This window comes from Micromonospora alfalfae (genome assembly GCF_022230925.1).
Taxonomy (GTDB): Bacteria; Actinomycetota; Actinomycetes; order Mycobacteriales; family Micromonosporaceae; genus Micromonospora; species Micromonospora alfalfae.
Map to the genome: position 1 here is coordinate 116,575 of NZ_JAKKFH010000034.1, position 26,661 is coordinate 143,235.

Here is a 26,661-nt window from a genome sequence, read left to right on the forward strand (position 1 = left end):
CCGTCAGGTCATGTTCACGTACTGCGTGACGAAGGCGGCCACCGCGTCGGCGATGAGCTGCACGGCGATCGCGGCCAGCAGCAGGCCGGCGATCCGGGTCAGCACCTCGATCCCGCCCGGCCGGAGGATCTTCACGATGCCGCCGGAGAAGCGCAGGACGATCCAGACGGCGACCATCACGGCGAGGATCGCCACGGCGATGGCACTGAACTCTCCCAGCCCGTCGGCCTGCTGGACGAAGAGCATGGTGGCCACGATGGCGCCCGGTCCGGCCAGCAACGGCGTGCCCAGCGGCACCAGCGCGATGTTGGAGGTGACCTGCTGGCTCGGGTCGTCGGCCTTGCCGGTCAGCAGCTCCAGTGCGACGAGCACGAGTAGCAGGCCACCGGCCGCCTGCAACGCCGGCAGGTCCACGTGCAGGTAGTCGAGCAGGGTCTGCCCCGCCACCGCGAAGATCACGATGACGCCGAGCGCCAACGCGACGGCCTGCCAGGCTGCCCGGTTGCGGTCGCGGGCGGGCAGCGGGCCGGTCAGCGCCAGGAAGATCGGCATCATGCCCGGCGGGTCGGTGATCACCAGCAGGGTCACGAAAACCTCGCCGAACAGCTTCAGATCCACGTGATCAACCTAGCCGCGCCGGGATGGGCGAAATACCCGGATCAGCCCGAAGCGACCTCGGTCACCCCCTCGGCGACGATCCGCTCGTACGCCTCGACGCTGGTGCTGAACGCGCCGAGTTGGACCGTCTTGTGGGTGCCGTGAAAATCCGAGGAGCCGGTGACGAGCAGACCCAGCTCGGCGGCGAGCGCCCGCACGTGTTCCCGCTCGGCCGGGCTGTGGTCCTCGTGGTCGGCTTCGAGCCCGGCGAGCCCGACGGCGGCCAGTTCGGCGATCAGCTCGTCGGGCACCACCCGGCCGCGTCGGGTGGCTCGCGGGTGGGCGAAGACCGGCACGCCTCCGGCCGCCCGGACCAGCCGAACGGCCCGGAACACGTCGATGTCCTCCTTGGGCAGCCGGTACCGCTCGCCCAGCCAGTCCGGGCCGAACGCCTCCCGGACGCTGCCGACCAGGCCGGCGCGGATGAGTGCCTGCGCGATGTGCGGGCGTCCCACCGTGCCGCCACCCGCGCCGGCCAGGATGTCCGGCCAGTTCACGTCGATGCCGTCGGCCCGCAGGAGGCCGACCATTCGTTCGCCACGCTCTTCCCTGGCGGCCCGGACCCGCGCCAGCTCGGCCACCAGCTCCGGGTGGTCCGGGTCGAACAGGTACGCGAGCAGGTGCAGCGGCACCGCCGGCTGCGAACCGGACCAGCGGCACGACAGCTCCGCACCCCGGATCAGACGCAGACCTGGCGGCAGCGCGCCCAGTGCCGGCGCCCAGCCGGCGGTGGTGTCGTGGTCGGTGATCGCCAGCACGTCCAGCCCGGCGTCGAAGGCCGCGCCGACCAGCTCGGCCGGGGTCAGTGTGCCGTCGCTGGCCGTCGAGTGGGCGTGCAGGTCGATCCGGGGGGCGGGGCCGGTACGCGAGGTCACCGCCCGACGTTACCGAGGAAATGGTGAGTCCGGCTCACTTGGGTCACCGGGAGTCAGAAGCCGTCCACCAGGATCGGCCGCTCTCCGGCTGGCACGTCGGGTACCGCAGCGGGGCTGGCGGGCTTTCCCGCCCGCACCTGAGCGACGTCGACCCGGACCAGCTCGCCGGTGCCGTCGAGGTAGGAGGCCCTGGTCTCGTCGCTCCACACGATCGCCCCGGTCATCGGCGGCCCGGCCGCAACGGCTGTCGCACCCGGCCCGAGCCGGTGAAGGTCGACCAGCAGGGACCGACCGGCAGCGCCGCTCCCCTCGTTGACCAGCAGCCACCGCCCGTCCGGCGAAACCGCGCCGACGCCGTCGGGGCTCAGGTCCGGGCCGCAGCCGGTGCGTACCGGGTCCAGGTGACGTGTCGGGGTGAGGATGGCGAGGCAGGTCCGGCCCGGATCGGTTGTGGTGACCTGGCCGACGAGCCGCCCGTCGGGCAGCCGCCCATAGACGTTGAGGCTCTTGCGGTCGAGGGCGTCGGGCAATGGCCCCGCACCGGGCCGCCAGAGCGTGTGCCCGGCGCTGGCCCTGTCGAGCCGGACCAGCACGTTGTCACCGACGAACCGGACGGGTTCCGCCGCCGCCGGCACCGGGGTGCGCACCGACCCGATGAGTTGGGTGCCGACCACGCCCGCCATCAGGAGATCGTCTCCGTCGCGCCAGGCGACCTGGAGGCTGTCCGGGGCCAGGACGATCGCGCCGGCACCGGCGAGCAGCACCTGCACCAGCCCGTCGTCCTGCACCACCCACAGGGAGCGTCCTGCGGTGCTCGGCGCGCCGACCACCAGCCAACCGCCGCCGCTGGGCAGCCGCTGGACGCGTTCGGCCGGCCCTACGTCGGGCAGCGCCAGCCGCCGCCCGTCGGCGCTGACCAGCGTCTCGCCGACGACAGGAGAGGTCGACGTCGTGGGCGAGGGGGCGGGGCCGGGAATGCTGGCCGTCGGGAGCGGTCGGCCGGTCGGGTCGGGGTCGCCGATCACGACGATGGGTGAGCCGTCCCGCCTGGTCTCGGCACCGAGCTGGGCCATGCCGGCGCTGAGCAGCACAGTGGTGACCGCCGCGAGGGCGAGGCCGGCGGCGGTGCGTCGACGCCGGATCCGGTTCGCCCGACGGATGGCCTGGCCGGCCGGATCGACGCTCAATGGGCGGGCAAGGGCGACCTGGTGCGAGAGTGTCTCCCGCACCGCACCTTCCAGCTCGTCAGGCCGCACCTGGTATGAACGCTGCGGGCCGTCCGTCAGGTTGTCGCGCCGGCCTGGGAACTGACTCACTGCTGTTCCCCGGAGCCCGTGCCGACGGGCACGGCCGCCGGGGCGGTGGGCAGGACGACCTGCGGGTTGTTGGCACGCGGCACGGCGGGGCGCGGAGCGGTCGGTCGGGGCACGGGTGAGGCGGCCGCCCGTCCGGGACGGGGTGTGGCAGCGGCACCGGTGGCCGGGACTCGCCCGGTCCGGGAACCCGAACCCGTCGTCCGGCCGGTGGCACCCCCTGCACCGGCGGCGGCAGGCCGGCCGGCGATGCCGGCGGCGGCTGCTAGCTCCGGTGCGTCCGCGCCCAGTCGCCGACGCAGCGTGGCGAGCGCCCGGGATGCCTGGCTCTTCACGGTGCCCGGTGAAATGTCCAGCATCGCGGCGGTCTGCGCCTCCGACATGTCCTCGTAGTAGCGCAGCACCAGCACTGCCCGCTGCCGGTTGGGCAACTCCCGGAGGTGCCGCCAGAGCAGGTCACGGTCAAGTTGCTGCTCGATCTCGTCGACGCCGGCCCGCTCGGGCAGGACCTCGGTCGGGCGTTCGCCGTGCCAGCGCCGCCGCCACCAACTTGTCGACGTGTTGACCATCACACGCCGGGCGTACGGCTCGACCGCCTCGATTCCGCCGAGCCGCTTCCACGCGAGGTAGGTCTTGGTCAGCGCCGTCTGGAGCAGGTCCTCGGCCGTGGCCCAGTCGCCGGTGAGCAGATAAGCGGTACGTAGGAGCGCGGCGGAGCGGGCCGCGACGAACTCGCGGAACTGCTCCTCCAACGAGTCCTTGCTCGTCACCGCCCACCTCCACACCCCTGCCGTCCTGGCAGAGTGCCACGTCAGGGGCGCTCTGGTCCATGACGAAAGGTGCGCACTTGCTCCGATGTTCGGTCGAAAACCTTCACGCCCCGTCGTCGGCCTTGGCCTCGTCGGCCTCCTTGCCGAGCCGCGCCTCGACAGCCTGCGGCTCGTACATCTCCTCGACGACGCGCAGGTAGAGCTCGTTCGGGTTGGGCAGGTTCTTGATCTCGCGAAGCGCCTGCTCCTGGCCGGCGGACTCCAGCACGAAGGTGCCGTAGTTGAGCGCTCGACCGGTCGGGGTCTGCTCGTACTTCATGTCGGTGACCCGGACCAGCGGCATCATCGCCACCTTGCGGGTGACGATGCCGTTGACCACCATGACCCGCTTGTTGGTCAGGATGAACCGGTCATACCACCAGTCGGCGACCTTCCACGCCACCCAGCCCATCACCGCGAACCACAGCAGCACGGCGATGGTGGTCAACGCGCCGACGTCCTGGCCGGCGAGGAAGCCGGAGAGGTAGCCGAGCACGAAGGTCGCCGCGACGCCGATCAACAGCGGGTTGGTGAGGTGGATCCAGTGTCGCTTCCACTCGCCCCGGTAGCGCTCGGTGGGGAAGAGGTAGCGAGCCACCAGCGAACTGGGCTCGTCTTCCAGTGGCAGCACCCGCCGAGGGGTCGCGCCGGTCGCGTCGGCGCGCAACCCGGCCAGCTCGTCCTCGGAGATCTGCGGCGGCTGGTAGCTGGCCTCCGGATCACGGATCCACCCCCGACCGGAACGACCCTGGCCGGCATAGCCGGGCCCGTCGCCATAGCCGACGTCGTCCGAAAGGGACGGACCGTCGGACAGGCCGGGACCGGCCCCGTAGCCCGGGCCGTCATCAGGCCCGATCCGCGGGATCGGCTCGGTGTCGCGCTCGCGGCGCTCCCGGTCGGGGTCGTCCGGGTCGAAGGGTGGACCGGAGGGGCTGCCCATCGGCGGCTAGGCGACGAGGCTTGTGAAGAAGTCGCCAAACCCCTGGGCGATATCCATGATCCCGCCGCCGAGCGACTTGAACACGTCCGCCGCAGAGTTTGGCCGATAGGCGACGAAGAAGATCAAGAATGCGATTCCGGCCCAGGTGAGGACCTTCTTGACCATGGCGGGCCATCCTCTCGCGCGGCGCCGGGTCCCATTACCGCAGCGGCACCCAGAGTATCAGTGTGGTGTCGTACAGTGAATATCTGCGTCCGTTCTCCGTCAATCCGGAAGAGTTGTCAAGCTCTACCGGGTAGATACGGGGACGGTGCGCCGTACACGAGCTCGGGCGGAGTCCACTCGGTCAGGTCGTGTAGCACGACATCTTCCGCGAGCAGGTGACCCGCACTCGCCGGCCAGGCTATCGCATGGAGCCACATTCCCCGAGCTTCGCCGGCGTACGCGCTTCGATCCGTTGGTGAATTCACCAACCACAGTGGAGTGGGGTGCCCGCCGACCTTGATTTTCGCCTGTCCGACGTGGTCAGGGTGACCCGATCCCGGGTCGGTCAACGCGTCCACCAACTCCGGTCCCGGATCCGGGCCGGTCAGACCGGCGAGCCGGGTGCCCAGGCCGACACCGGGTTCCTCGGCCACGAAGACCAGATCGGCTGGACCACCACCGAGGGGCGCGGGACCCGCGCAGGCCACCACAGTCGCCCGCACGCCCGTGCGGTCGTCCCCGGCGTACGCCACGCCGGTGAGTGTCCAACCGGGTGGCAGCGGCCACGGGCACCACAACGGTGTCACCGGTGGATCGCCGGTCGCGGTGATCCGTTCCACCACGCTCGCCACGATGTCCGCTCCGATGTGCTCGGGCACGTGCAACGGCGGCACCGGGCCACAGCGCACACACCTCGAGTCGGTGTTCATCAGATCCGGCGCCCGTACCGGGCCCCCGCATCTCGGACAACTCACCGCGACACTCACATCCCCACCGTCTCCCCGGACCGGCGGCACGTCAAGCCGGAACGTCCGATTCGGCACCGTACGTGGGTCAGTCCGGCGGCGTACCGGCGTGCGCGCGGATCCAGGCGTGCATGGCGATTCCGCTGGCCACGCCCGCGTTGATCGACCTCGTCGAGCCGTACTGGGCGATGGAGTAGAGCTGGTCGCAGGCGGCACGGGCCGGCGCGGAGAGGCCGGGGCCCTCCTGGCCGAACAGCAGCACACATTCCCGCGGCAGGGTGCCGGTCTCCAGCGGACGCGACCCGGGCAGGTTGTCGATGCCGAACACCGGCAACTGCCGCTCGACCGCCCAGGCGACGAACTCCTCGATCGTCTCGTGGTGCCGTACGTGCTGGTACCGATCTGTCACCATCGCGCCGCGCCGGTTCCACCGTCGCCGTCCGACGATGTGCACCTCGGCGGCGTTGAACGCGTTGGCGTTGCGCACCACAGTGCCGATGTTGAAGTCGTGCTGCCAGTTCTCGATCGCGACGTGGAAGCCGTGCCGGTGCCGGTCCAGGTCGGCGACGATCGCCTCGTGCCGCCAGTAGCGGTAGCGGTCGACGACGTTGCGCCGGTCCCCCTCCGCCAACAGCTGCGGGTCGTAACGGCTGTCGTCGGGTGGGTCCCCCGGCCAGGGGCCCACGCCCACCTCAAGCTGGTCGTCGGTCACGGTCATCAGAGGGTACGGACCGCGTCGGCGCCCGTCGCGGAGACCTGCCGGTCAGCCCAGGTCGAGGGCGGCACCGAGCCGGTCCAGGAAGCGCCGGTCCGCCGGGCTGGCCGGTGGGTCCACGCGACGCGCGCCGGTGCCGGGCACCGCGCGACAGACCCGGGCCGCCACCGACTGCACCCACTGGCGGTACGCGGCCGAGTCGGCGGGGTCGGCCCGCCGCCGGAGGACCCGGCTCGCTGCACGGCAGGCGGCCAGCAGGTCCACCAGGTCGGTGAGCCGCTCGGCGGGTTGCGGGGTGCCGTCGTGGCGGGCGTAGATCGTGGCGACCACAGCGCGGACCAGATCACTGTCGGAGGCTCGGCCCGCGGCCACGGCATCAAGGCCGGCCAGGCCGGCCATCACTCCACGCTCCGTCCGGCCAGGACCGGGCGCTGCGGCGGCCACGAGAACCCGACCGGGCAGGCCGGTGAGCAGATCCCACTCGGCGCCGGAGTAGACGGCGGTGGTCAAGGGTGCGGCTCGGCGGCCGGCAGAGGACGGCTCTCCCGCTACGGAGTGGCTCATCGGAACCTCCGGCGTCAGCATATGCCCCGCGACGGGAACAGGGCCCCTTCCCCAGCAGACCCGCTGTGGGGAGGGAGCCCGGTGTTCGTCGACGGTCGAGCCCGCCGCGACCGTCAGCGCGGCTCGGGGAAGCTGGGCCGCTCCGGATCCACGCCGTCGGGCACCGCAGCGGCCGCGTACTCCCGCTTGGGGACCATGACCTTGCGTCGGAAGACGCAGACCATCGTGCCGTCCTGGTTGTAGCCGCGGGTCTCCACCGACACCACGCCCCGGTCGGGTTTCGAGCCGGACTCACGCTTGTCCAGCACCGTGGTCTCGCCGTAGATGGTGTCGCCGTGGAAGGTCGGCGCGACGTGCCGCAGCGACTCGACCTCCAGGTTGGCGATCGCCTTGCCACTCACATCGGGCACCGACATGCCGAGCAGCAGTGAGTAGATGTAGTTGCCGACCACGACGTTGCGCTTGAACTGGCTGGCCGTCGCGGCGTAGTGCGCGTCCATGTGCAGCGGGTGGTGGTTCATGGTGAGCAGGCAGAAGAGGTGGTCGTCGTACTCGGTGACGGTCTTGCCCGGCCAGTGCCGGTAGACCGCGCCGACCTCGAACTCCTCGTAGTAGCGACCGAACTGCATGCTGGTCCCTTCGACGGGCGGCGATGGAGTTCGGCACAGCATGCCTTACCGATGGTTAAGGCGACCGGCGGGGCGCGGCGGCGGCGGAAATGTCACACCGGTCACTCTGCCTGGGGGGAGACGCAATGAGCGGCGGGGCCCTCCCCGGCACCCGCCGCCCACGCTCTGATGTGAGGAATTCTGCCCTACGCCTGCGTAGGTTCAACAGAGATCGCGGTCACATTTATCTTTTTGTAACACTACTGTACGTGACGAAGCGGAGGTTGATCAGCGATCTCCGCAGGCCGGATACCTCCTCGTCAAGGCCCAAGTTACCGATTCGTAGAGCTCAATCGCGTGGATCTCCCTGGAAACGCTCCCATTACCGCAGGTCACGCAAGTGCGTCATGCACTTGCGTTCCGCAGGTCGGGTGTGAACAGATGCCTGTCGATGGTCCCCGGTGCCCCCCGGCAGCCCCGTGCACGTTTCGTGCCCCACCACCCGGGAATTCGATACGGTCAGCCCTGGTTCTACGGGACGTAGATAAACCGCGGTGATCGGAGAGTGCAATGGCAACCGTTGAGCTGACCTCGACCAACTTCGACGAGGTGACCGGCAACGACGGCATCGTCCTGGTCGACTTCTGGGCCGACTGGTGTGGTCCGTGCAAGCGGTTCGCCCCGGTCTACGAGCGCTCCTCGGAGAAGCACCAGAACATCGTCTTCGGCAAGGTCGACACGGAGGCTCAGCAGGAGCTGGGCGCCAAGTTCGACATTCGCTCGATCCCGACGATCATGGCGATCCGCGACGGCGTCATCGTCTTCGCCCAGCCGGGCGCCCTTCCCGAGTCCGCGCTGGAGAACCTGATCGAGCAGGTCGAGGCGCTGGACATGGACGACGTCCGCAAGCAGCTGGCCGAGCACAACCACTGAGTCGTCCCCACGACGACACGCGAGGCCGGGCCCGATGCGGGCCCGGCCTTCGTCGTACCCCCGCCAACTCCCGCATGATCACCTGCCTGGTCAGGCCGAACTGGCCGTCGGAGGGACCCGAGGGCGTCGGTACATCCCGTATCGTCACGACCCGATGGAGAACCTGACCACCCGCGGGCGCGTGACCCGGCTGGGCGCTACCGCACTGGGCCTCGCCCTGCTCGTCGTCGGCACCTTCTGGGGCGGCGACGACGACTTCCCGTTCGGCCCGTTCCGGATGTACTCCACCTCCAACCCGCCGAACGCACCTGCGCCCGACACCCGCGTCGAGGGGGTGAACAGCTCCGGGGCGGTGATCGACCTCGACCAGAACGCGACAGGCATCCGGCGCGCCGAGATCGAGGGTCAGCAGGCCCGATACGCCGCCGACCCGACGCTGCTCACCGAGGTCGCCGACGCGTACGCCGAACGCCACCCGGACGCCCCCGCGCTGGTGGAGGTCCGCATCGTCATCCGCTGGCACGGGATCCGCGCCGGCCGACCGACCGGCAGCCACACCGACCAGACCGTCGTCCGCTGGCAGGCCACCCGATGACCCGCTGGCTGACCGAGGCCGTACCCCGGGGGCGGGTGGCCGCCTTCCGCACCGTGGTCTACCTGTTCGTCGCCGCCGATCTGGTGATCTTCACCCCCTGGGTACGCACCCGGGTCAGCGTGCCCGGCGACCTCTACCAGCCACTCCTGATCGGCCGCCTGCTCCCACTGCCGACGCCAACCGAGACGCTGGTGACGGTGATCTTCTGGGCGTTGCTGCTGCTCGCACTCCTCGCCGCCACCGGACGAGCGCCCCGGCTGCTCGGCTGGGCGGTGTGCGCGCTCTACCTGGAGTGGATGATCATCGCGATGAGCTACGGGAAGGTCGACCACGACCGGTTCGGGCTGCTCGTCGCACTGGCAGTGCTGCCCACCGCCGGTCGCGCCCGACACGGCGACACCACCCGCACCGAGGCCGGTGGCTGGGCGCTGCGCGTCACCCAGATCGCGGTGATCTGCACGTACTTCCTGGCCGCCTTCGCCAAGCTGCGCTTCGGCGGTCTGGACTGGCTGACCGGCTCGGTTCTGGCCCGCGCGATCATCCGGCGCGGCACCGACCTGGCGGACCTCATCGCCCAGGTGCCGTACCTGCTCATCGTCGCCCAGTTCGGCATCGTGGCGTTCGAGCTGCTCAGCCCGGTGGTCTTCTTCCTGCCGCCCCGTTGGCGACACGCCATGGTCGGCTTCTTCTACTCGTTCCACGCGGTCACCATCGCGACCATCACGATCTCGTTCGCGCCGCACCTGGCCGCGATGACCAGCTTCCTACCGCTGGAGCGGGTACGCCCGTTGGTCTGGGGCCGCCGGCTCGTCAGGCGTGGCTCTCCCGAGGCGGCGACGACGGATGCCCCGCAACCGCGCCGCGCCGAGGTCGACCCGACGCCGGCCGACCCGGGCCCGGTGGCAGCCGGCGCGGGGCCGGCGCTCGACGATCAGGCGCCGGTGGTCGGGCGACCGGCCGGCCCGTAGAGCCGCTCCCGGGCTTCCTGGGGCAGGGAGCAGGCCGCCGTGCCACCGGGAAGTCGGTGCCGGTTGCGCGCCACCCAGCGGTACAACGGCCAGGCCGCGACGCGTACCGGAGGAATCCGCAGGCCGGCGCCGGCGACCCGCCAGAGCGGACCACTCGCGGCGAGCAGCTTCGCGATGGCGTCCGGGCCGGCCGCGCGTGAGCCGTCCGCGCCGACCCACTGCACTGCCTCCTCGCACTCGGCCACTGTGAGGCCGAGCGCGTCCAGGTCGGCGAACTGCCAGGGCACCACCCGTGCGGCGGTGGGGATGCGGCGCTCGATGAACTCCGCACAGCTCGTGCAGAACGCGCAGTCCCCGTCGTAGACGAAGGTCGACGTCTCCATGGCGTCCATCCTCCCCTCTCCGACCACCCGGACGCCCACCGGTGTACGGCGGGTCACTTGCGCTCACCTCGTACACGTGTTCGAATAGTGCCCATGCGCTGGGACAACCTCACCGCTCCCCCGGTCGAGGGAGACCCCGAGCGGGCAGCGCCAGCGACGCCACCCCTGCCGCTGGCGCTGCCCGGCGCCGTCGCCCGCACCTTCGACACCCCCGAGTTCGCCGGGATGACCTTCTACGAGGTGCAGGCCAAGTCCATCCTCAACCGGGTGCCCGGGCAGTCCCGCGTCCCGTTCGAGTGGACGATCAACCCGTACCGGGGCTGTTCTCATGCATGTCGATACTGCTTCGCGAGAAACACTCACACTTATCTCGATCTCGATGCCGGCGCTGACTTCGACCGCAAGGTGATCGTCAAGGTCAACGCCGGCGAGCTGGTCCGGCGGGAGCTGGCCGCGCCGCGCTGGCGGGGCGCGCACGTGGCGATGGGCACCAACGTGGACTGCTACCAGCGCGCCGAGGGTCGGTACCAGCTGATGCCGCAGATCATCGGTGCCCTGCGAGACTTCGCCAACCCGTTCTCGATCCTCACCAAGGGCACGCTGATCCTGCGCGACCTGCCGCTGCTGCGCGAGGCCGCCGAGGTGACAACCGTGGGCATCTCCTTCTCGGTGGGGTTCGTCGACGAGCACCTCTGGCGCACCGTCGAGCCCGGCACACCGCACCCACGCCGCCGACTGGACGCCGTCCGGGCACTCGCCGACGCCGGCTTCTCCGTCGGCGTGCTGATGGCCCCGATCCTGCCCGGCCTCAGCGACAGCGACGAGTCGATCGACACCACCGTCTCGGCGATCGCCGCCGCCGGCGCGACGAGCGTGACCGCCCTGCCCCTGCACCTGCGCCCCGGCGCCCGGGAGTGGTACGCGCACTGGCTCGCCCGCGAGCACCCGCACCTCGTCCCCCGCTACCGTGAGCTCTACCGGGCCGGTGCGTACGCGCCGCAGGCGTACCAGCGGGAGTTGACCGCACGGGTGCGGATCGCCGCCCGCAGGCACGGGCTGCACCGCGGGGAGCGGGGCGACAACCGCAGCCTGCCCGAGCCGCCGCCGTCTACGGCCGAACAGCTGACGCTGCTGTAGTCGGAGCTACAGTCGGCGGGTGCGTACCGCTCAGCAGATCCTCGCCGACTCCGCCGTGATCGCCGTCGTGGGCGCGTCCCGCGACCCGTTCAAGGCCGCGCACGGCGTGCCGTTGCAGATGCAGCAGTACGGCTGGCGCATCATCCCGGTCAACCCGACGGTCGACGAACTGTTCGGAGAACGGGCCTACAAGACCCTCGCCGACATTCCGCACCCCGTCGACCTGGTGGACGTGTTCCGACCGGCGGCCGACGCCGTGCAGGTGGTCCGGGACGCGGCGGCGATCGGCGCCCCCGCGGTCTGGCTGCAACTGGGCATCGTCTCGGCCGAAGCGCGGCAGATCGCGGAGGAGGCCGGCATGGACTACGTCGAGGACCGTTGCCTCATCGTCGAACGAGCCGCCGCCAATCTGACCCGCCTGACCTGACCCACCCCACCCCATCCCGCGATCTTGCACTTACTGTCCCGGCATACCCGGCACAAGGGGCAATCGGGCAACCGAAAGTGCAAGATCGCGAGGGCGGGGGGTGGGGTTAGAGCTTGTATTCCTTGAGGAGGCCTCGGCTGATGATGGTCTTCTGGATCTCTGAGGTGCCCTCGCCGATGAGCAGGAACGGGGCCTCCCGCATCAGCCGCTCGATCTCGTACTCCTTGGAGTAGCCGTAGCCGCCGTGGATGCGGAACGCCTCCTGGACGACCTCGGCGCAGTATTCCGAGGCGAGCAGCTTGGCCATCCCGGCCTCGACGTCGTTGCGCTGGCCGGCGTCCTTGAGTCGGGCGGCGTTGACCATGAGGGCGTGCGCGGCCTCGATCTTCGTGCCCATCTCGGCGAGCTTGAAGGCGATCGCCTGGTGCTTGGCGAGCGGCTGGCCGAAGGTCTTGCGCTGCTGGGCGTAGCTCACCGCCAGCTCGAAGGCGCGGATGGAGATGCCGCAGGCACGGGCGGCCACGTTGACCCGGCCCACCTCGATGCCGTCCATCATCTGGTAGAAGCCGCGGCCCACCCGGTCGGCGCCGCCGAGGATCGCGGAGTCGGGCACCGTCACGCCGTCGAGCACCATCTCGGTGGTCTCGACGCCCTTGTAACCCATCTTCTCGATCTTGCCGGGGATGGTGAGGCCGGGGGCGGTCTCGCCGAAGCCCGGCTCCTTCTCCAGCAGGAAGGTGCTCATGTTGCCGTAGACGGACTCCGCGCCGGTGTCGGTCTTGACCAGGGTGGCCACCACCGAGGAGTAGGCCCCGTTGGTGAGCCACATCTTCTGCCCGTTGAGCACGTAGCGGTCGCCGTCGCGGACGGCCCGGGACTTGATCGCCGACACGTCGGAGCCGGTCTCGGGCTCGGACATGGAGAACGCTCCGCGCACCTCGCCGGTGGCCATCTTCGGCAGCAGCCGGGCCTTCTGCTCGGCGGATCCGTGCTGGGAGATCAGGTACGCCACTATGAAGTGGGTGTTGACGATGCCGGAGATCGACATCCAGCCTCGGGACAGTTGCTCCACCACCAGCGCGTAGGTGAGCAGCGATTCACCGAGGCCGCCGTACTCCTCGTCGATGGTGAGACCGAACAGCCCCATCTCGCGCATGCCGTCGAGGATGTCGGTGGGGTACTCGTCGGCGTGCTCCAGCCGCTGCGCGTGCGGGATGATCTCCTTGTCGGCGAAGTCCCGAACGGTCTCCAGGATCGACTGTTGCACATCGGTCAGGCCGGGCGTCTGGGCGAGTCTGGCCATCTCAGCCTCCGGGGATCCGCGCACTACTCATGGGTAACTGAACGCTGGGTCAGTATCGGCCCCTCGGGTCGACGAGGCCAAGGTGACCAGTCCACACAACCGCTGTGAAAAGGTTCACCGCTGCGGGTAGCGTCCGGCAAGAGGGACTTTTCCGGCACCGGCAGGAGGAGGACAGCTGTGAGCTACCCGCCGTCGGGACCGCCGCCCGAGGACGAGCCGCCGCCGTCACCCTACGAGCCACCGAAGGACCAGTCGCCGTACGCGCCACCGCCGGCCGGCCAGCCGCCGTACACGCCGCAGCCGGACCAGCCGGCGTACGAGCTGCCAACGGAACGGTCACCGTACGGGCCACCGGCGGGCGAACCGTCGCCGTACGGCCACCAGGGCCCACAGCAGTCGGCGCACTGGAGCCAGCAGCCGCCGTACCCCCCGCAGGGCCCCTACGGCCAGTACGGCCCACCGCCGTCCGGGCCGGGTCGGGGCACCAACGTGCTGGCGATCCTGTCGCTGGTGTTCGCCTTCGTCTTTCCGCCGGCCGGCGCCGTGCTCGGCCACGTGGCCAAGCGGCAGATCCGCACCAGCGGCGAGGAGGGCGACCAGCTCGCGACCTGGGGGCTGATCCTGGGCTACGTCTTCACCGGGCTCACCGTGCTGGCCTGCTGTGGCTGGCTGGCGCTGGTGGCCTTCGGCAACACCGGCGACAGCGGCGGCTACTGACGAACGGGCCGGCGCTCGCCGGGGCCGTCAGCGGAAGCGGGCCTCGCGGACGCTGTTGCCGCCGTCCACCACAAGCATCTGCCCCGTGATGTACGAGGCGGCCGGCGAGCAGAGGAAGCTGATCGCCGCGGCGACCTCGTCAGGAGTGCCCGGTCGCCCCACCGGCGTGCCCAACCCCTGCTTGATCTCGGCCATGGTGGACGCCGCGGTGTAGATGGTGCCGGGCGCCACCGCGTTGACTGTCACGCCGTCGGCGATCATCTCCATGGCCAGGGCCCGGGTCAGCCCGACGACGCCGGCCTTCGCCGCGGCGTACGCGGCCTCGGTGGGCAGGGCGTTGACCGGGCCGGCAGTGGCCGACAGGTTGACGATCCGACCCCAACCCCGCTCGGCCATCCCCCCGATGAACGCCCGGCTGCACAGGAACGCTGTGGAGAGGTTGCGGTCGATCTCGCCGCGCCACTCGTCGTAGGTCAGCTGCGCTACCGGCCGCAGCACCCCCTGGCTGGCGCGACTGGCCAGGCCGGCGTTGTTCACCAGCACCTCGACGTCGCCCAACTGCTCGGCGACCGCATCGGCCAACGCGCCGACCTCGGACTCGTCGGTCAGGTCCGCGACGAAGCCGGTCACCCCCAGCTCGGTCGCCCGCTCGTGGATGCGTCGGGTGGTGGAGACGATAGCCACCCGTGCGCCCAGGTCGGCGAGTCGCCGGGCGGTGGCGTACCCGATGCCGTCCGGGCTGCCCGCCCCGGTGACCAGGGCGACCCGCCCGTCGAGGCGCATGGTGACCGGGTCGGTGAGCGCGACCGGCTCGTCGGGGCCGGGGCTGCCCGCCGGGGCGGCCGTCCGGGCGCGCCGGGCCGCGCCGGGGCGGCTGACGTCCCGTCGGGGTCGACTGCCGGAGCGGTCCGCGGCGCGCGCGTCGTATGCCATGTCAGGGATCCTGCCCGTTACGACCGGCCCGAGCAACGCGGCACCCGGAAGCAGGGGCGTCGGGTTTGGGCGGCGCTGGCTACCCTGTCTCCGCACCCCAACCTGACGGAGAGTTCGTATGACCAATCCCCCGCCGCCCGGCAACTGGAGCGATCCCACGTGGTCGGCCCAGCCGTCGAGCCCCGCACCGGACCCGACCCTGGTGGCCGGTCAGCCAGTGCCCGCGCAACCTGGCCCGGTCGACCCGTACGCCCCCGACCCGTACGCCCCGGTCGACCCGTACGCCGGCGTGAAGCACCCGGCGACCCAGCCGATGCCCGGTTACGCCCCGCCCGGATACGCCCCGCCTGGATACCCGCCGCAGTACCCCGGCTACGGCTACCCGCAGCCGCCGAAGACCAACGGGATGGCCATCGCGGCGTTCGTGCTGGCCCTGATCGGTTTCACGTCCTGCATCACCGCGCCGATCGGCGCGATCCTCGGGCACGTTGCGCAGAAGCAGATCCGGGTCACCGGCGAGGGCGGGGCGGGGATGGCGAAGGCCGCCATCATCGTCGGCTGGATTCTCACCGGGTTCCTGGTGCTGTTGATCGCCATCTACGCCGCCGCGATCATCTACGCGATCGCGACGAGCGACAACAGCAGCAGCTACTGACCGGCGGCGGGCCGGCGTACCGCCGGTTGTCGGGCCGGACCGACAGCCGTCGGCGGTCGTCCCGGCCCGGCCGGTCAGCGCTCTGGTGGGGTGAACGACGAGGTACGGCTCATCCCGGCGGCCCGGCCCTTGGCCGCAACCACCAGCGCCATCTTGCGGGACGCTTCGTCGATCATCTCGTCGCCGAGCATCACGGCGCCGAGCCGGCCGCCGGCCTCCGAGGTGTAGTGCTCGTACGCGTCGAGGATCAGCTCGGCGTGGTCGTAGTCGGCCTGCGCCGGCTGGTAGACCTCGTTGGCGGCGTCGATCTGGCCCGGGTGCAGCACCCACTTGCCGTCGAAGCCCAGCGCGGCCGAGCGCTTGGCCACCTCGCGGAACGCGTCGACGTCGCGGATCTGCAGGAACGGGCCGTCGATGGCCTGCTTGTCGTGCATCCGCGCGGCCATCAGGATCCGCATCAGGATGTAGTGGTACGGGTCGCCCGGGTAGTCCGGGATCAGGCCGCCGACCACCATCGACTTCATGTTGATCGACGCCATGAAGTCGGCCGGGCCGAAGATGATGGTCTCCACGCGCGGCGAGGCGGCGGCGATCGCGTCCACGTTGACCAGACCGGCGGCGTTCTCGATCTGCGCCTCGATGCCGATCCGACCGACCTCCAGGCCGATCGTCTTCTCGATCTGGGTGAGCGTCAGGTCCAGCCACTGCACCTGGGCGGCGGTCTGCACCTTCGGCAGCATGATGCAGTCCAGGTTGGCGCCGGCGCCCTCGACGACCTCGATGACATCCCGGTAGGTCCACGGGGTAGTCAGGTCGTTGACCCGGACCACCCGGGTCTTGCCGGCCCAGTCGCCCTCGTTGAGGGCGGCCACGATGTTCTTGCGCGCGTCCGGCTTGGCCAGTGGGGCGACGGCGTCCTCCAGGTCGAGGAAGACCTGGTCGGCCGGGAGGCCCTGGGCCTTGCCGAGCATCTTCACGCTGGAACCCGGCACGGCGAGGCAGGACCTGCGGGGGCGACCGACTGCGGCCATGGATGCGCTCCTTCCAGCGTCCGGCGGGCATGCCGACGCCACCTGACGACAGATCCGAGACCTTAACGATCCCAAAGGGCGTTGTGACGCCACGGTAACCTCGCGCCATGACCGGGGTGAATGGACCTGTGGAAGATCTCACTGGGCGTCGACTGGTGGTGGTGACCGGGGCCAGCTCCGGCATCGGGCTGGCCACCGCCGTGCACCTGGCCTGCCGGGGCGACCAGGTGGTGCTGGTCGGGCGGGACCCGGCCCGTCTGCAGGCCGCAGCCGAGCGGGTACGGGAGAACGCAGGTGAACGTCCGGAACTGTTCCGGGCCGACTTCGCGATCCTCGACGACGTACGTCGACTGGCCGAACAGCTCCGGGCCGCGTACGACCGGATCGACGTGCTGGCCAACAACGCCGGGGCCATCGCGCTGCAACCACTGAGGACCGTCGACGGTTTCGAGATGTCGATCCAGGCCAACCACCTGGCCCCGTTCCTGCTGACCAACCTGCTCGCCGACCGGGTGGGCCGGGTCGTGGTGACCGCCTCCGGCGCGCACCGCTTCGGCGCACTGGACCCGGACGACCTGAACAAGCCGCTGCGTGACTACCGACCGATGGGCGCGTACGGCACCAGCAAGCAGGCGAACATCCTGTTCACCGCCGAGGCCACCCGGCGCTGGCCGGACCTTGCCGCGTACAGCTTCCACCCGGGGGTGGTCCGTACCCGGTTCGCCAACGACAGCAGGCTTGTCGCGTTCGGCATGCGCTTCATGCCGTTCCGCAGCCCGGAGAAGGGTGCCGAGACCCTGGTGTGGTTGGCCAACCAGGAGCGCTCCCGGCTGATCAACGGGGGTTACTACATCGACCGTCGGCCGCGTCGACCGCTCCGGAAGGCGGCCGATCCGCAGCTCGCCGCCCGGCTGTGGGCGGCGAGCGCCAAGGCTGTCGGTCTCGATGACTGACCGGGCCGGCGTGCTGACACTCGTCGCGATCGTCGAGTTCGCCGTCGGGGCAGAGGCCGCCGGGCAGCGCTACGAGGACGCCGTGCTGGCCCTGCTCGAACGGCACGGCGGCCGGCTGGAGCGGCGACTGCGCGGCACCGACGGGCAGGCCGAGGTGCACGTGATCCGGTTCGACGGGCGGGCCGGCTACGAGTCGTTCCTCGCCGACCCGGACCGGGCGGCGCTGCGTACCGCCCTCGGCGAGGCCGCCCCGACGACCCGGGTCATCGAGGTCCACGAAGCCTGACCGCCGACGGCAGTGCGAGCCATTGATTTTCCGGCAATCTTGGACAGTTTCCGTTAGCTGCTAACGGAAAGTGGCCGACCACTTCGCCGCGTACCTGTGAATCGCCCTCAGGCCAACGGGGTCGGGTCGGCGGGCAGGGCTGTGGGTTCGGCCGCACGGCGGCCGGCGCGGGCACCGCCGAGCACCACCACCGCCACCCCGGCCAGCAGCAACGCCATCCCCAGCAGCGCGTACGGGCGCGGCAGCTGCCCCAGCCAGGCCCAGCCGAGCACTGCCGCCCCCGGCGCCTCCAGCAGGATCAGCACGCTCACCGTGGTCGCCGGGATCTTCCGCAGGGCGTAGTTGAACATCGAGTGCCCGAGCAGTTGGGCCCCAGCCACCAGGGCCAGGATGGCCAGCCAGGTACGGCCGTCGAAGCCGGTCAGCCGTACGCCGCCGACCAGGCACAGGGCCAGCAGGATCAGCGCGCAGATCCCGTAGCAGATGGTGGTGTAGGTGGTGGTGCTGATGCTGACCCGGGCACGTTCGCCGAAGGCGGTGTAGACGGCGGCGAACATCGCGCCGACCAGCGCCAGCACGTCACCGAGGACGGCCCGGCCGGAGACCCCCACGTCCACCCCGGTGGCGACCGCCGCGCCGCCGACCGCCACCGCGATGCCGATCCACACCACCCGGGGCAGCGGACGCCCCTGGGCGCGGGCGATCAGCCCCTGCCAGACCGGCTGGGTGGCGACCAGGGCGGTGGACGTGGCGACCGAGGTGAGCTGGGCGCTCGGCACCCAGGTCGCGAAGTGCCCGGCGAGGGCGACCCCGGACAGAACGCAGAACAGGCCCTCCCGCCGGCCCGCGCCCACCGTCAGTCTGCGGAACTCGGCGCGGCGTCGGACCAGCGCGAAGGGACTCAGGACGGCCACCGCGAGCAGGTTGCGCCAGAACGCGATGGCCAGCGCGGGGGCGGCGGCGTACGCGATCAGCGGCGCGGACGACGACACGGCGACCACGGCCAGCCCGACCGCGCCGGTGGTCAGCGGGTCCAGGGACGGCCGGGGTGAAGGTGGGGGCACGGGACGTAATCCTCACACGTATGACGGTCAGCACGGAGGGTCATCACTCCGTTACGATCACGCGGGTTCGCGCCGACGACCCTCGACCGCCCGGAGGCGCTCCCCCATGCCCAGCTACCAGGCGGTGCTGTTCGACTTCTTCGGCACCCTGACCCGTTCGGTACAACGCGGTGTCGCGCACGTCGGCACCGCCGAGCTGCTCGGGTGTCCCACCGAGATCTTGACCGAGGTGTTGAACCGCACCTACTACGAGCGGGCCAGCGGCCGGCTCGGCGACGCGGAGGCGACACTGCGCTGGGTGTGCGCCCAGGCCGGCGTACACCCCAGCGACCAGGCCGTACGGGCGGCGGTGGCGTCCCGGCACCGGGCGGTCCGCGCCGACACCTGGCTACGGGCCGACGCGGTGCCGGTGCTGGCGGCTCTGCGCCAGCGCGGCCTGCGCACCGGCGTGATCAGCGACTGTACGCACGAACTGCCGGCCTTCCTGCCGCAGCTCGCGGTCGCCCCCCTGCTCGACGTGCGGGTCTTCTCGGTGCAGGTCGGGCGGTGCAAACCGGACCCGACGCTCTACCTGACGGCCTGCCAGCGGCTCGGGCTCGCGCCGGGCGACTGCCTCTACGTCGGTGACGGCGGCAGCCAGGAGTTGACCGGCGCCGAGCGGGCCGGGATGACAGCCGTCCGGCTCGCCGCACCGGATCTGGCCACGCACATGGTCTTCAACGCCGACCGGGACTGGCGCGGCCCCACGCTCGGCACCCTGGGCGATGTGCTCGCCCTCGTCGACGCCGACGCCACGGTGGCGGGCGTCGGCGGTCGGACCGGCTGATCAACCGATCAGCGGCGGCGGACCCGGTGCAGGCGGAACGGCTTGCGGGTGGCCCGGACCGCCGGAGTCGCCCGAGGTGGCTCGGCCTGCGCGTCGGCCGGTAACTCCGCTCCGGCCAGCGGCGTACCGGCCGGGGCAAGGCGGTTCACAGCGCATCCGTCGGCGGCCCATCGGGCCACCAGGTCAGCGGTCGGACCGGGCGCGTTGAGGCGCTTCGCCGCCACCAGCGGCGCGGCGACGTCCCACGCCTCGGTGCCCGGCTGCAACCGGCTCACCCGGGCCGGCCAGGTGACGATCCGGCCGCCGTGGTCGCCGCGCAGGGTGACCTGGGCCTCGGTCGCGTCGGCGAGACCCGGTGCGGCCTGCTCGCCCGGCCCGCTGACCACCAGCAGCGCGCCCTCCAGCGGGGCGCACCAGAGCGCAAGCGCCGGCCCGCCCGCAACGCTGACCCAGGCCACGGCGGCCTTCTTCATCGCCTCGTCGACCAGTGGGGTGCCCCCGGGGGCGTCCTCGTCCGTCACACCCGCATCCTCCCGCATCGGCGCCTCCGCTCAGCCCACGAACGGCGGCACGGCGATCTCGCCGCGGGCCACCGGCACCACCTGGCCGGCGACCGTCGCGCCGACCGCCACCCCGTTCGCCGCTGTGACGGTGCAGGCCAACGCGGACGGCCGGTTCATCTCCGCGCCCTGACGGACCGCGTACTCCGACCGCCCCTCGCCGGGCAGCAGACCACTCGCCACCAGCCAGACACCGAGGCCGAGCGCCGCCGAACCGGTCGCCGGGTCCTCCGGAACGCCGATCCCCGGCACGAAGACCCGGGCGTGCGCGGTTTGCGCCGCCGCGTCCCAGGAGAAGACGCTGACGTGCGACACCCCGTACCGCTGCGCCGCCGCCGGGTCCACCCGGGCCCGGGCCACCGACTCCGGACGCACCGGCAGGTACGGGAACTCCAGCCCGCAGCCGGCGACCCGTGGCGCGGGCCCGATGTGGTCCCCGGCGACCAGGCCGGCGATCTCCAGCAACGGCTCCGGGTCCAGCTCCGGCCCGAGCGTCGGGGCGCCACCGGTCAGCGTCGCCCCGGACGCGGTCACCTCGATCGGCAGCACACCGGCCCGGCACTCCTGGGTGACCTGCCCCACACCGAACATGCCCCGCCGGCAGGCGGTGACCGCCGCGCCGACGCTGGGGTGACCGGCGAAGGGCAACTCCTCCACCGGAGTGAAGATCCTGGCCCGGTAGGTGACGCCGACCTGGGTCGGCGGCAGCACGAACACCGTCTCGGACAGGTTGAACTCCAACGCGAGCGCCTGCATCTGCTCGGTGGCCAGCGCCTCCGCGCCGAACACCACCGCCAGCGGGTTGCCGGCGAAGGGGCGATCGGTGAAGACGTCCACGATCTCGTAGGCCACTGTCGACATGTTGGTAAACACTAGGCGCTTAGGCTGGTGCCCGTGAGTACGCCGACCCGGGTCTACATCGCCCGTCTCGCCGGAGTCGCCGTCTTCGACCCGAACGGCGACCAGGTGGGCCGGGTTCGTGACGCCGTGGCACGGCTGCGGGCGACGAAACGTCCGCCGGAGGTGGTGGGCCTCGTCGCCGAGATGCCGATGCGTCGTCGGATCTTCCTGTCCATCAACCGGATCACCTCCATCGACGCGGACGCCGTCGTGCTCGGCTCCGGCACCCTCAACCTGCGCCGGTTCGAGAAGCGCCCAAACGAGCTGTTGGTGCTCCAGGAGCTGCTCGACCGGCGGGTGCAACTCGACCCGGGCGGCCAGCCCGGCGCTGTCGTGGACGTCGCGATGGAGTGCACCAGGGGCGGCGAGTGGTCGCTGACCCGTGTCGCCGTACGCGAGCAGACCGGTCGGCTCAGCCGCCGCGGCCACCTGCACCAGGTCGAGTGGGACCGGGTGCGCGGGCTCAGCGGCATCGCCGACAACCGGGGTACGGCGAACCTGCTCGCCGTCCTGGAGGACATGCGCCCCGCCGACCTGGCCAACGCGTTGCAGGATCTGCCCGACGCGCGACGCAACGAGGTCGCGGCCGCGCTGGACGACGAGCGACTGGCCGACGTGCTCAGCGAGCTGCCGGAGCACGACCAGGTGGAGATCCTCGCCGCCCTGGACCGGGAGCGGGCCGCCGACGTCCTGGAGGAGATGGACCCGGACGACGCCGCGGACCTGCTCAACGAACTGCCCCCACCCGAGCAGGACGTGCTGCTGGACCTGATGGAGCCGGACGAGGCCGACCCGGTACGCCAACTGCTGAAGTACACCCCCGGCACGGCGGGCAGTGTGATGACCTCCGAGCCGGTCATCCTCCCGCCGGACGCCACAGTCGCCGAGGCGCTGGCCCGGATCCGGGAGCCACAGCTGTCCCCCGCCGTCGCCGCGCAGGTCTTCGTGACCCGGGCACCGCAGAACACGCCGACCGGCCGTTACCTGGGCATGGTGCACTTCCAGGCCCTGCTGCGCGAACCACCGGCCGATCTGCTGGGCAAGGTGGTGGTCAACGACATCGACCCGCTGCGCCCCACCACGCCACTGCCGGAGATCACCCGCCGGATGGCCACCTACGACCTGGTCGCCATGCCGGTGATCGATCGCAACAACCGGCTGGTCGGCGCCGTCACGGTCGACGACGTGCTGGACCACTCGCTGCCCCGGGACTGGCGGGACCGCGACGCCCTGGCCGCCCCGGGCACCACCGACCCTGCGCTGGACGGCGCGGATGGCTGAGCAGCGGCGGAACGAACGGCTCGACCAGCCGCGCGAGCCCCGGGGCGTCAAGCTGCCCCGGTTCGACGCGGAGGCGTTCGGTCGGTGGTCCGAGGGCATCGCCCGGGGCATGGGCACCGCGAACTTCATCGTCGTCATGACTGTGGTGATCGCGATCTGGTTCGCCTGGAACACCCTGGCCCCGGCGAACCTGCGCTTCGACCCGTACACCTTCACGTTTTTGACCCTGGTGCTGTCGTTGCAGGCCAGCTACGCGGCCCCGCTGATCCTGCTGGCCCAGAACCGGCAGGCCGACCGGGACCGGGTGGCCCTGGAGGAGGACCGGCGGCGAGCCACCGCGCAGAAGGCGGACACCGAGTACCTGGCCCGGGAGATCGCGGCCCTGCGGATCGCCCTGGGTGAGGTGGCCACCCGTGACTTCCTCCGCTCCGAGCTGGCCCGGCTGGCCGAGGAACTGGACGAGATGGGGCAACGCCGGCAGCGACTGGAGCGCCGCCAGCAGGAGAAGGACAGCCGACAGGAGCGACGTGGCCAGCGGCCGACCGACGGTGTCGGCCTGGAGGAACCCCGCGACGACCTGGACGGCGACTTCACCCGGGACGCCCGGCCGGACGGCACCGGCCCGCGCCGGTCAGAGAGCTGACCGACGGGTCATCGATTGGCTCACACCGCCCCGGGCAGCGGCGGCAACGGATGCCCCGCGACGTAGCATTGCGGGCATGTCAGCACCAGTGAGCACCGTCGAGGACGCGATCCAGGCCGCCCTGGCCACCGTCAACGACCCGGAGATCCGCCGGCCCATCACCGAGCTGGGCATGGTCCGCTCCGCCACGATCGGTGCCAGCGGCGTGGTCCGCGTCGAGCTGCTGCTCACAGTCGCCGGCTGCCCGCTGAAGGACAAGCTGCGTACGGACATCACCGCCGCCGTCGCCGCGGTGCCCGGCGTCACCGGCGTGGAGATCGACTTTGGGGTGATGACCCCCGAGCAGCGGCAGTCGTTGCAGTCGCAGCTGCGCGGCGGTGGCGCCACCGAGGAGCCGGTCATCCCGTTCGCCCAGCCCGGCTCGCGCACCCGCGTGTACGCGGTGGCCAGCGGCAAGGGCGGCGTCGGCAAGTCCAGCGTCACCGTCAACCTGGCGGCGGCGCTCGCCGCCCGTGGGCTCTCCGTCGGGGTCGTCGACGCCGACATCTACGGCCACTCGGTGCCCCGGATGCTCGGCACTGAGGCGCGGCCCACCCGCGTCGAAGACATGATCATGCCGCCGCAGTCGCACGGCGTGAAGGTGATCTCCATTGGCATGTTCACGTCGGGCAACGCCGCCGTCGTGTGGCGCGGCCCGATGCTGCACCGGGCACTGCAGCAGTTCCTGGCCGACGTCTACTGGGGCGACCTGGACGTGCTCCTGCTCGACCTGCCGCCGGGCACTGGTGACGTGGCCATCTCGCTGGCCCAGTTGCTGCCCAACTCGGAGATCCTGATCGTCACCACCCCGCAGACGGCCGCCGCGGAGGTGGCGGAGCGGGCCGGAGCGATCGCCCTGCAGACCCACCAGCGGGTGGTCGGCGTCATCGAGAACATGTCCTGGCTGGAGCTGCCGGACGGCTCCCGGATGGAGATCTTCGGCGCCGGCGGTGGTGAGGCGGTTGCCGAGTCGCTGAGCCGGACCATCGGCGCCCAGGTGCCGCTGCTCGGTCAGATCCCACTGGACACCCGGGTCCGCGAGGCCGGCGATGCCGGCAACCCGATCGTGCTGGCCGAGCCGGAGTCCCCGGCCGCGCAGGCGCTCGGCACGATCGCCGACCGGCTCGCCCTGCGCCGTGAGTCACTGCTCGGCAAGCCACTCGGCCTCAAGCCCGCTGGCCGCTGACCACCTGGAACACCGTCAGCCCGTCGGCCACTGCTGGCCGGCGGGCTGAGTCGCGTCGGTGGATGGTCCGGCCAGGCCGCCGCGAGTGACCGGCATGATCAACTCGGGTTTCAGGGAGTCGGCCCTTTGACCGGCGTGGAATGCCGCGACTTCCGGAAACCCGAGCTGATCAAAGGCGACGCCGGGCCCAGGCGGGCACGATCCAGCCGAGCGGTGGGTCGGCCGCCTTCCCAGGGGCAGGGGTACGGGTCGGTCAGGTGGCGTCGTCGTAGCTGACGCGGGGGGCCGGAGCCGAGGGGCTGCTGGTGGCCGCGCCGGACCGGGCCTCGCTCGACCGCAGGTCGGCGGCGTTGGCCACGTCCTTCAGGTCGTTGTGCACGCCGCTGACGTCCGCGCGCAGGTTGTCGTAGACGCCCTGCAACGGCTTGCGGATCGCTGCCTCGTCCTCCTCGCTGAGGAGGTGCTTGCGGATGAACGCCTTCGGGTGCAGGTCTTCCAGTTGGATGTCGGTGCCCAGCTCACGGCTCAGGTCGCCGGTGGCGTTGCGGGCCATGTTGCGCAGGTTGCGCACCAACCGCAGGCCGTCGGTGATCACGGCGGGGAGCCGGTCGCCGAAGATCAACAGCGCCAGGAGCAGCAGCGCACCGATTTCCCACCAGTTCAGGTTGTCGAGCATTCCGCGGGCCTCCTCTCGGCGTCAGCAGCAAGACTACGCACGGCGGACGGCTTTCGGGCAGGGGGTGCGCCGCTGTTCGTCTCGCTTCCGCGGTGAATCACTTCGCGTCCGCGGCGAGAGTTACCGAGGTGTTCTGCCGGGCGGAACCCCGCCGATACTCGACTGTCACGACCGAGCCCGGCGCGTACTTGCGAACCAACGCGGTCAGATCCGTCGGCTCGGTCATCGGCCGCCCGTTGATCTTGAGGATCACGTCGCCGACCTTCAGTCCTGCGCCGTCAGCGGGGCCGGACGGCTCCACCTCGGCCAGCCGCAGGCCGCCCCCGACAACCCCGGTCGGGCCGTCCGCCCGGGCGCCGATCACCGTACGCCGGGCCTTGCCGGTGCCGATGATGTCCTGGGTCACCCGCTTGGCCTGGTTGATCGGGATGGCGAAGGCGAGCCCGATATTGCCCGCCTCCTGCCCCTCGGCGACAAGTGACTTGATGGTGGAGTTAACTCCGACCACCCGGCCGGCGCCGTCGACAAGTGGGCCGCCCGAGTTGCCGTGGTTGACCGCGGCGTCGGTCTGGATGGCGGCGTAGTAACGCACCGGGCCGCCCGGCTCGCCGGCCTGCATCGTCCGGTCCAGCGCACTCACGATGCCGGCAGTGACCGTGTTGGCCAGCGACAACGGCGAGCCGATGGCGAGCACGGGGTCACCGACCGCCAGCGCGTCGGAGTCGCCGAACTCCACGGGTCGCAACCCCTGACGGCTCACCTTGATCACCGCGATGTCCGACTCCGCGTCCTGACCGACGATGGTCGCCGGTGCGGTGCTGCCGTCGTTGAAGACCACCGAGGCCTTACCGGTGCCGCCGGCCACCACATGATCATTGGTGATCACATGACCGTCGGCGCTGGCGATGAACCCGGAACCCTCACTGGTCCCGCCGAGGCTGCTCACCCGTACGGTGACCACGCTGGGCAGGACCCGTTCGGCGACCCCGGCCAGCGACTCCGGCTTGCGCTGCGCCAGCGCCGGCACCTCAGCGGGCGCAGCACCGAGGACCGCCGCACCAGCGCCGCCGCGCACCGCGAACGCGTAGCCCAACGCACCGCCGAGGGTGCCGGCCAGCAGCGCGGTGATCACGGGAATGAGCAACAGGTGGCGCAGTGTCGGCCGGCCCGGCGCGTCGGGGTCGCTGACCGGCTCGGGCTCGGTGCCGGGAGCCACCACCCCGGGCACCACCACAGCCGCCGGGGCCGCCGGGTCGCGCCAGGGGTCGGCGAGCGCGTCCGACCACCAGGCCGACGCCTCGGCCGAGTTGGGCCCGCCCGCAGCCGAGTTGGGCCAGCCCGGTGTCGGGCCACCGGAAGACGCCGGCCAGGCCGCTGTGGGCGCGCCGGAAGACGCCGGCCACCCCGGTGTGGGCGCGCCGCCTGGCGAGGCGAGGGGCGTGCCATCAGCCCCCGGCATGCTCGGCGGCCCCACCGACGGGGCTCCTGCCCCGGGCGGTCGCGCCGGAGCCGGAGTCTCACCGCCCCGGCGCCAGTCCCAGCCGTCGGTCACGTCGGTGCCTCCCAGTCCGTCCCCGGATCCCGCGCCGCGTCGCCCGGCCACTGGCCGGTCTGGTCGCGGCTGACGGGATACCGCCTCCAGGATTGCACGGATGGACGCGGTGCAGTCAGCGGTTGCCCCGTGATCGCTTCCGGCGGAGGCGCGGCTGCGCCCCACAACGGTCGCCTCTACGC

Annotated in this window: 32 protein-coding genes; 13 read left to right on the forward strand and 19 right to left on the reverse strand. The window is 71.4% G+C overall.

Annotated features, from left to right (window positions below):
• Positions 1 to 3: 3 nt before the first annotated feature.
• From MED01_RS26185 to MED01_RS26230, 10 genes are all read right to left on the reverse strand, one after another.
• Positions 4 to 618 carry a MarC family protein gene (locus tag MED01_RS26185; RefSeq protein WP_030329175.1) on the reverse strand — a complete coding sequence of 205 codons (615 nt, stop codon included), beginning with the start codon at positions 616 to 618 and terminating at the stop codon, positions 4 to 6.
• Positions 619 to 659: 41 nt separating this feature from the next.
• Positions 660 to 1,532 (reverse strand): PHP domain-containing protein, encoded by an 873-nt coding sequence (locus MED01_RS26190; RefSeq protein WP_238671196.1) that lies wholly within the window; start codon positions 1,530 to 1,532, stop codon positions 660 to 662.
• A gap of 53 nt (positions 1,533 to 1,585) precedes the next feature.
• Positions 1,586 to 2,848, reverse strand: a complete 1,263-nt coding sequence (locus MED01_RS26195) for a hypothetical protein (RefSeq protein ID WP_238671197.1) — start codon at positions 2,846 to 2,848, stop codon at positions 1,586 to 1,588.
• On the reverse strand, positions 2,845 to 3,615 hold the full coding sequence (locus MED01_RS26200; protein ID WP_238671198.1) for a SigE family RNA polymerase sigma factor: 771 nt from the start codon (positions 3,613 to 3,615) through the stop codon (positions 2,845 to 2,847). The genes MED01_RS26195 and MED01_RS26200 overlap by 4 nt, the downstream gene beginning before the upstream one ends.
• A gap of 103 nt (positions 3,616 to 3,718) precedes the next feature.
• Positions 3,719 to 4,594 carry a PH domain-containing protein gene (locus tag MED01_RS26205; RefSeq protein ID WP_238646470.1) on the reverse strand — a complete coding sequence of 292 codons (876 nt, stop codon included), beginning with the start codon at positions 4,592 to 4,594 and terminating at the stop codon, positions 3,719 to 3,721.
• 6 nt (positions 4,595 to 4,600) lie between these two features.
• A complete protein-coding gene (locus tag MED01_RS26210) occupies positions 4,601 to 4,759 on the reverse strand; it encodes a hypothetical protein (protein WP_007455302.1) in 159 nt (52 codons plus the stop codon).
• A gap of 116 nt (positions 4,760 to 4,875) precedes the next feature.
• A complete protein-coding gene (locus MED01_RS26215) occupies positions 4,876 to 5,622 on the reverse strand; it encodes a DUF6758 family protein (RefSeq protein WP_372493723.1) in 747 nt (248 codons plus the stop codon).
• Positions 5,623 to 5,632: 10 nt separating this feature from the next.
• Positions 5,633 to 6,256 (reverse strand): TrmH family RNA methyltransferase, encoded by a 624-nt coding sequence (locus MED01_RS26220; protein WP_238671367.1) that lies wholly within the window; start codon positions 6,254 to 6,256, stop codon positions 5,633 to 5,635.
• Positions 6,257 to 6,307: 51 nt separating this feature from the next.
• Entirely contained in the window at positions 6,308 to 6,844 is a 537-nt protein-coding gene (locus tag MED01_RS26225; RefSeq protein WP_238671199.1) for a hypothetical protein, read from the reverse strand.
• Positions 6,845 to 6,936: 92 nt separating this feature from the next.
• Positions 6,937 to 7,452 carry a MaoC family dehydratase gene (locus tag MED01_RS26230; protein ID WP_030486570.1) on the reverse strand — a complete coding sequence of 172 codons (516 nt, stop codon included), beginning with the start codon at positions 7,450 to 7,452 and terminating at the stop codon, positions 6,937 to 6,939.
• Positions 7,453 to 8,001: 549 nt separating this feature from the next.
• On the opposite strand from MED01_RS26230, the gene trxA reads away from it, so the two are divergent.
• The 3 genes from trxA (at position 8,002) to MED01_RS26245 (ending at position 9,927) form a co-directional block, all read left to right on the forward strand.
• Entirely contained in the window at positions 8,002 to 8,364 is a 363-nt protein-coding gene (gene trxA, locus MED01_RS26235; RefSeq protein WP_007455291.1) for a thioredoxin, read from the forward strand.
• Between the two features lie 154 nt (positions 8,365 to 8,518).
• On the forward strand, positions 8,519 to 8,959 hold the full coding sequence (locus tag MED01_RS26240; RefSeq protein WP_238671200.1) for a hypothetical protein: 441 nt from the start codon (positions 8,519 to 8,521) through the stop codon (positions 8,957 to 8,959).
• Entirely contained in the window at positions 8,956 to 9,927 is a 972-nt protein-coding gene (locus MED01_RS26245; RefSeq protein WP_238671201.1) for an HTTM domain-containing protein, read from the forward strand. The genes MED01_RS26240 and MED01_RS26245 overlap by 4 nt, the downstream gene beginning before the upstream one ends.
• Here MED01_RS26245 and MED01_RS26250 read toward each other — a convergent pair.
• A complete protein-coding gene (locus MED01_RS26250) occupies positions 9,891 to 10,310 on the reverse strand; it encodes a thiol-disulfide oxidoreductase DCC family protein (RefSeq protein ID WP_109819716.1) in 420 nt (139 codons plus the stop codon). The genes MED01_RS26245 and MED01_RS26250 overlap by 37 nt on opposite strands.
• A 93-nt stretch (positions 10,311 to 10,403) precedes the next feature.
• On the opposite strand from MED01_RS26250, the gene MED01_RS26255 reads away from it, so the two are divergent.
• On the forward strand, positions 10,404 to 11,447 hold the full coding sequence (locus MED01_RS26255) for an Rv2578c family radical SAM protein (RefSeq protein ID WP_238671202.1): 1,044 nt from the start codon (positions 10,404 to 10,406) through the stop codon (positions 11,445 to 11,447).
• A gap of 19 nt (positions 11,448 to 11,466) precedes the next feature.
• Positions 11,467 to 11,874, forward strand: a complete 408-nt coding sequence (locus MED01_RS26260) for a CoA-binding protein (RefSeq protein ID WP_151489547.1) — start codon at positions 11,467 to 11,469, stop codon at positions 11,872 to 11,874.
• 106 nt (positions 11,875 to 11,980) lie between these two features.
• Here the strand turns inward: MED01_RS26260 and MED01_RS26265 are convergent, their stop codons facing one another.
• Positions 11,981 to 13,177, reverse strand: coding sequence for an acyl-CoA dehydrogenase family protein (locus tag MED01_RS26265; protein ID WP_238671203.1), 1,197 nt, complete (start codon positions 13,175 to 13,177; stop codon positions 11,981 to 11,983).
• 177 nt (positions 13,178 to 13,354) lie between these two features.
• On the opposite strand from MED01_RS26265, the gene MED01_RS26270 reads away from it, so the two are divergent.
• The gene (locus MED01_RS26270; RefSeq protein ID WP_238671204.1) at positions 13,355 to 13,894 is read left to right on the forward strand and encodes a DUF4190 domain-containing protein; all 540 of its coding nucleotides are present in this window, start codon (positions 13,355 to 13,357) and stop codon (positions 13,892 to 13,894) included.
• 27 nt (positions 13,895 to 13,921) lie between these two features.
• On the opposite strand, the gene MED01_RS26275 is transcribed toward MED01_RS26270, so the two are convergent.
• Positions 13,922 to 14,827: an SDR family NAD(P)-dependent oxidoreductase gene (locus tag MED01_RS26275; protein WP_210781830.1), complete on the reverse strand. Its 906-nt coding sequence runs from the start codon at positions 14,825 to 14,827 to the stop codon at positions 13,922 to 13,924.
• A 118-nt stretch (positions 14,828 to 14,945) separates the two neighbouring features.
• Between MED01_RS26275 and MED01_RS26280 the strand changes: the two genes are divergently transcribed.
• Entirely contained in the window at positions 14,946 to 15,482 is a 537-nt protein-coding gene (locus MED01_RS26280; RefSeq protein WP_238671205.1) for a DUF4190 domain-containing protein, read from the forward strand.
• A gap of 74 nt (positions 15,483 to 15,556) precedes the next feature.
• On the opposite strand, the gene MED01_RS26285 is transcribed toward MED01_RS26280, so the two are convergent.
• Complete coding sequence (locus tag MED01_RS26285) at positions 15,557 to 16,513, reverse strand: HpcH/HpaI aldolase/citrate lyase family protein (protein WP_238671206.1); 957 nt, start codon at positions 16,511 to 16,513, stop codon at positions 15,557 to 15,559.
• A 128-nt stretch (positions 16,514 to 16,641) separates the two neighbouring features.
• Between MED01_RS26285 and MED01_RS26290 the strand changes: the two genes are divergently transcribed.
• Complete coding sequence (locus tag MED01_RS26290; RefSeq protein ID WP_238671368.1) at positions 16,642 to 17,466, forward strand: SDR family NAD(P)-dependent oxidoreductase; 825 nt, start codon at positions 16,642 to 16,644, stop codon at positions 17,464 to 17,466.
• Positions 17,459 to 17,752, forward strand: a complete 294-nt coding sequence (locus MED01_RS26295) for a hypothetical protein (protein ID WP_112669814.1) — start codon at positions 17,459 to 17,461, stop codon at positions 17,750 to 17,752. The genes MED01_RS26290 and MED01_RS26295 overlap by 8 nt, the downstream gene beginning before the upstream one ends.
• 107 nt (positions 17,753 to 17,859) lie before the next feature.
• Here the strand turns inward: MED01_RS26295 and MED01_RS26300 are convergent, their stop codons facing one another.
• Positions 17,860 to 18,816, reverse strand: coding sequence for a DMT family transporter (locus MED01_RS26300; RefSeq protein WP_238671207.1), 957 nt, complete (start codon positions 18,814 to 18,816; stop codon positions 17,860 to 17,862).
• Between the two features lie 106 nt (positions 18,817 to 18,922).
• Here MED01_RS26300 and MED01_RS26305 point away from each other — a divergent pair, with 106 nt between their 5' ends.
• Positions 18,923 to 19,642, forward strand: a complete 720-nt coding sequence (locus MED01_RS26305; RefSeq protein WP_238671208.1) for an HAD family hydrolase — start codon at positions 18,923 to 18,925, stop codon at positions 19,640 to 19,642.
• Between the two features lie 8 nt (positions 19,643 to 19,650).
• On the opposite strand, the gene MED01_RS26310 is transcribed toward MED01_RS26305, so the two are convergent.
• Positions 19,651 to 20,181, reverse strand: a complete 531-nt coding sequence (locus MED01_RS26310; protein ID WP_112669808.1) for a hypothetical protein — start codon at positions 20,179 to 20,181, stop codon at positions 19,651 to 19,653.
• Positions 20,182 to 20,193: 12 nt separating this feature from the next.
• Positions 20,194 to 21,063: a PhzF family phenazine biosynthesis protein gene (locus tag MED01_RS26315; protein ID WP_238671209.1), complete on the reverse strand. Its 870-nt coding sequence runs from the start codon at positions 21,061 to 21,063 to the stop codon at positions 20,194 to 20,196.
• Between the two features lie 33 nt (positions 21,064 to 21,096).
• Here MED01_RS26315 and MED01_RS26320 point away from each other — a divergent pair, with 33 nt between their 5' ends.
• The 3 genes from MED01_RS26320 to MED01_RS26330 all read left to right on the forward strand — a co-directional run bounded on the left by MED01_RS26320 (position 21,097) and on the right by MED01_RS26330 (position 24,251).
• Positions 21,097 to 22,383, forward strand: a complete 1,287-nt coding sequence (locus MED01_RS26320; RefSeq protein WP_238671210.1) for a magnesium transporter MgtE N-terminal domain-containing protein — start codon at positions 21,097 to 21,099, stop codon at positions 22,381 to 22,383.
• The gene (locus tag MED01_RS26325; RefSeq protein ID WP_238671211.1) at positions 22,376 to 23,026 is read left to right on the forward strand and encodes a DUF1003 domain-containing protein; all 651 of its coding nucleotides are present in this window, start codon (positions 22,376 to 22,378) and stop codon (positions 23,024 to 23,026) included. The genes MED01_RS26320 and MED01_RS26325 overlap by 8 nt, the downstream gene beginning before the upstream one ends.
• Before the next feature lie 76 nt (positions 23,027 to 23,102).
• Positions 23,103 to 24,251: an Mrp/NBP35 family ATP-binding protein gene (locus MED01_RS26330; protein WP_145787534.1), complete on the forward strand. Its 1,149-nt coding sequence runs from the start codon at positions 23,103 to 23,105 to the stop codon at positions 24,249 to 24,251.
• Between the two features lie 253 nt (positions 24,252 to 24,504).
• On the opposite strand, the gene MED01_RS26335 is transcribed toward MED01_RS26330, so the two are convergent.
• Both MED01_RS26335 and MED01_RS26340 read right to left on the reverse strand, forming a co-directional pair.
• Complete coding sequence (locus MED01_RS26335) at positions 24,505 to 24,927, reverse strand: twin-arginine translocase TatA/TatE family subunit (protein ID WP_238671212.1); 423 nt, start codon at positions 24,925 to 24,927, stop codon at positions 24,505 to 24,507.
• A gap of 97 nt (positions 24,928 to 25,024) precedes the next feature.
• Positions 25,025 to 26,479 (reverse strand): S1C family serine protease, encoded by a 1,455-nt coding sequence (locus MED01_RS26340; RefSeq protein ID WP_372493724.1) that lies wholly within the window; start codon positions 26,477 to 26,479, stop codon positions 25,025 to 25,027.
• Positions 26,480 to 26,661: the final 182 nt, after the last annotated feature.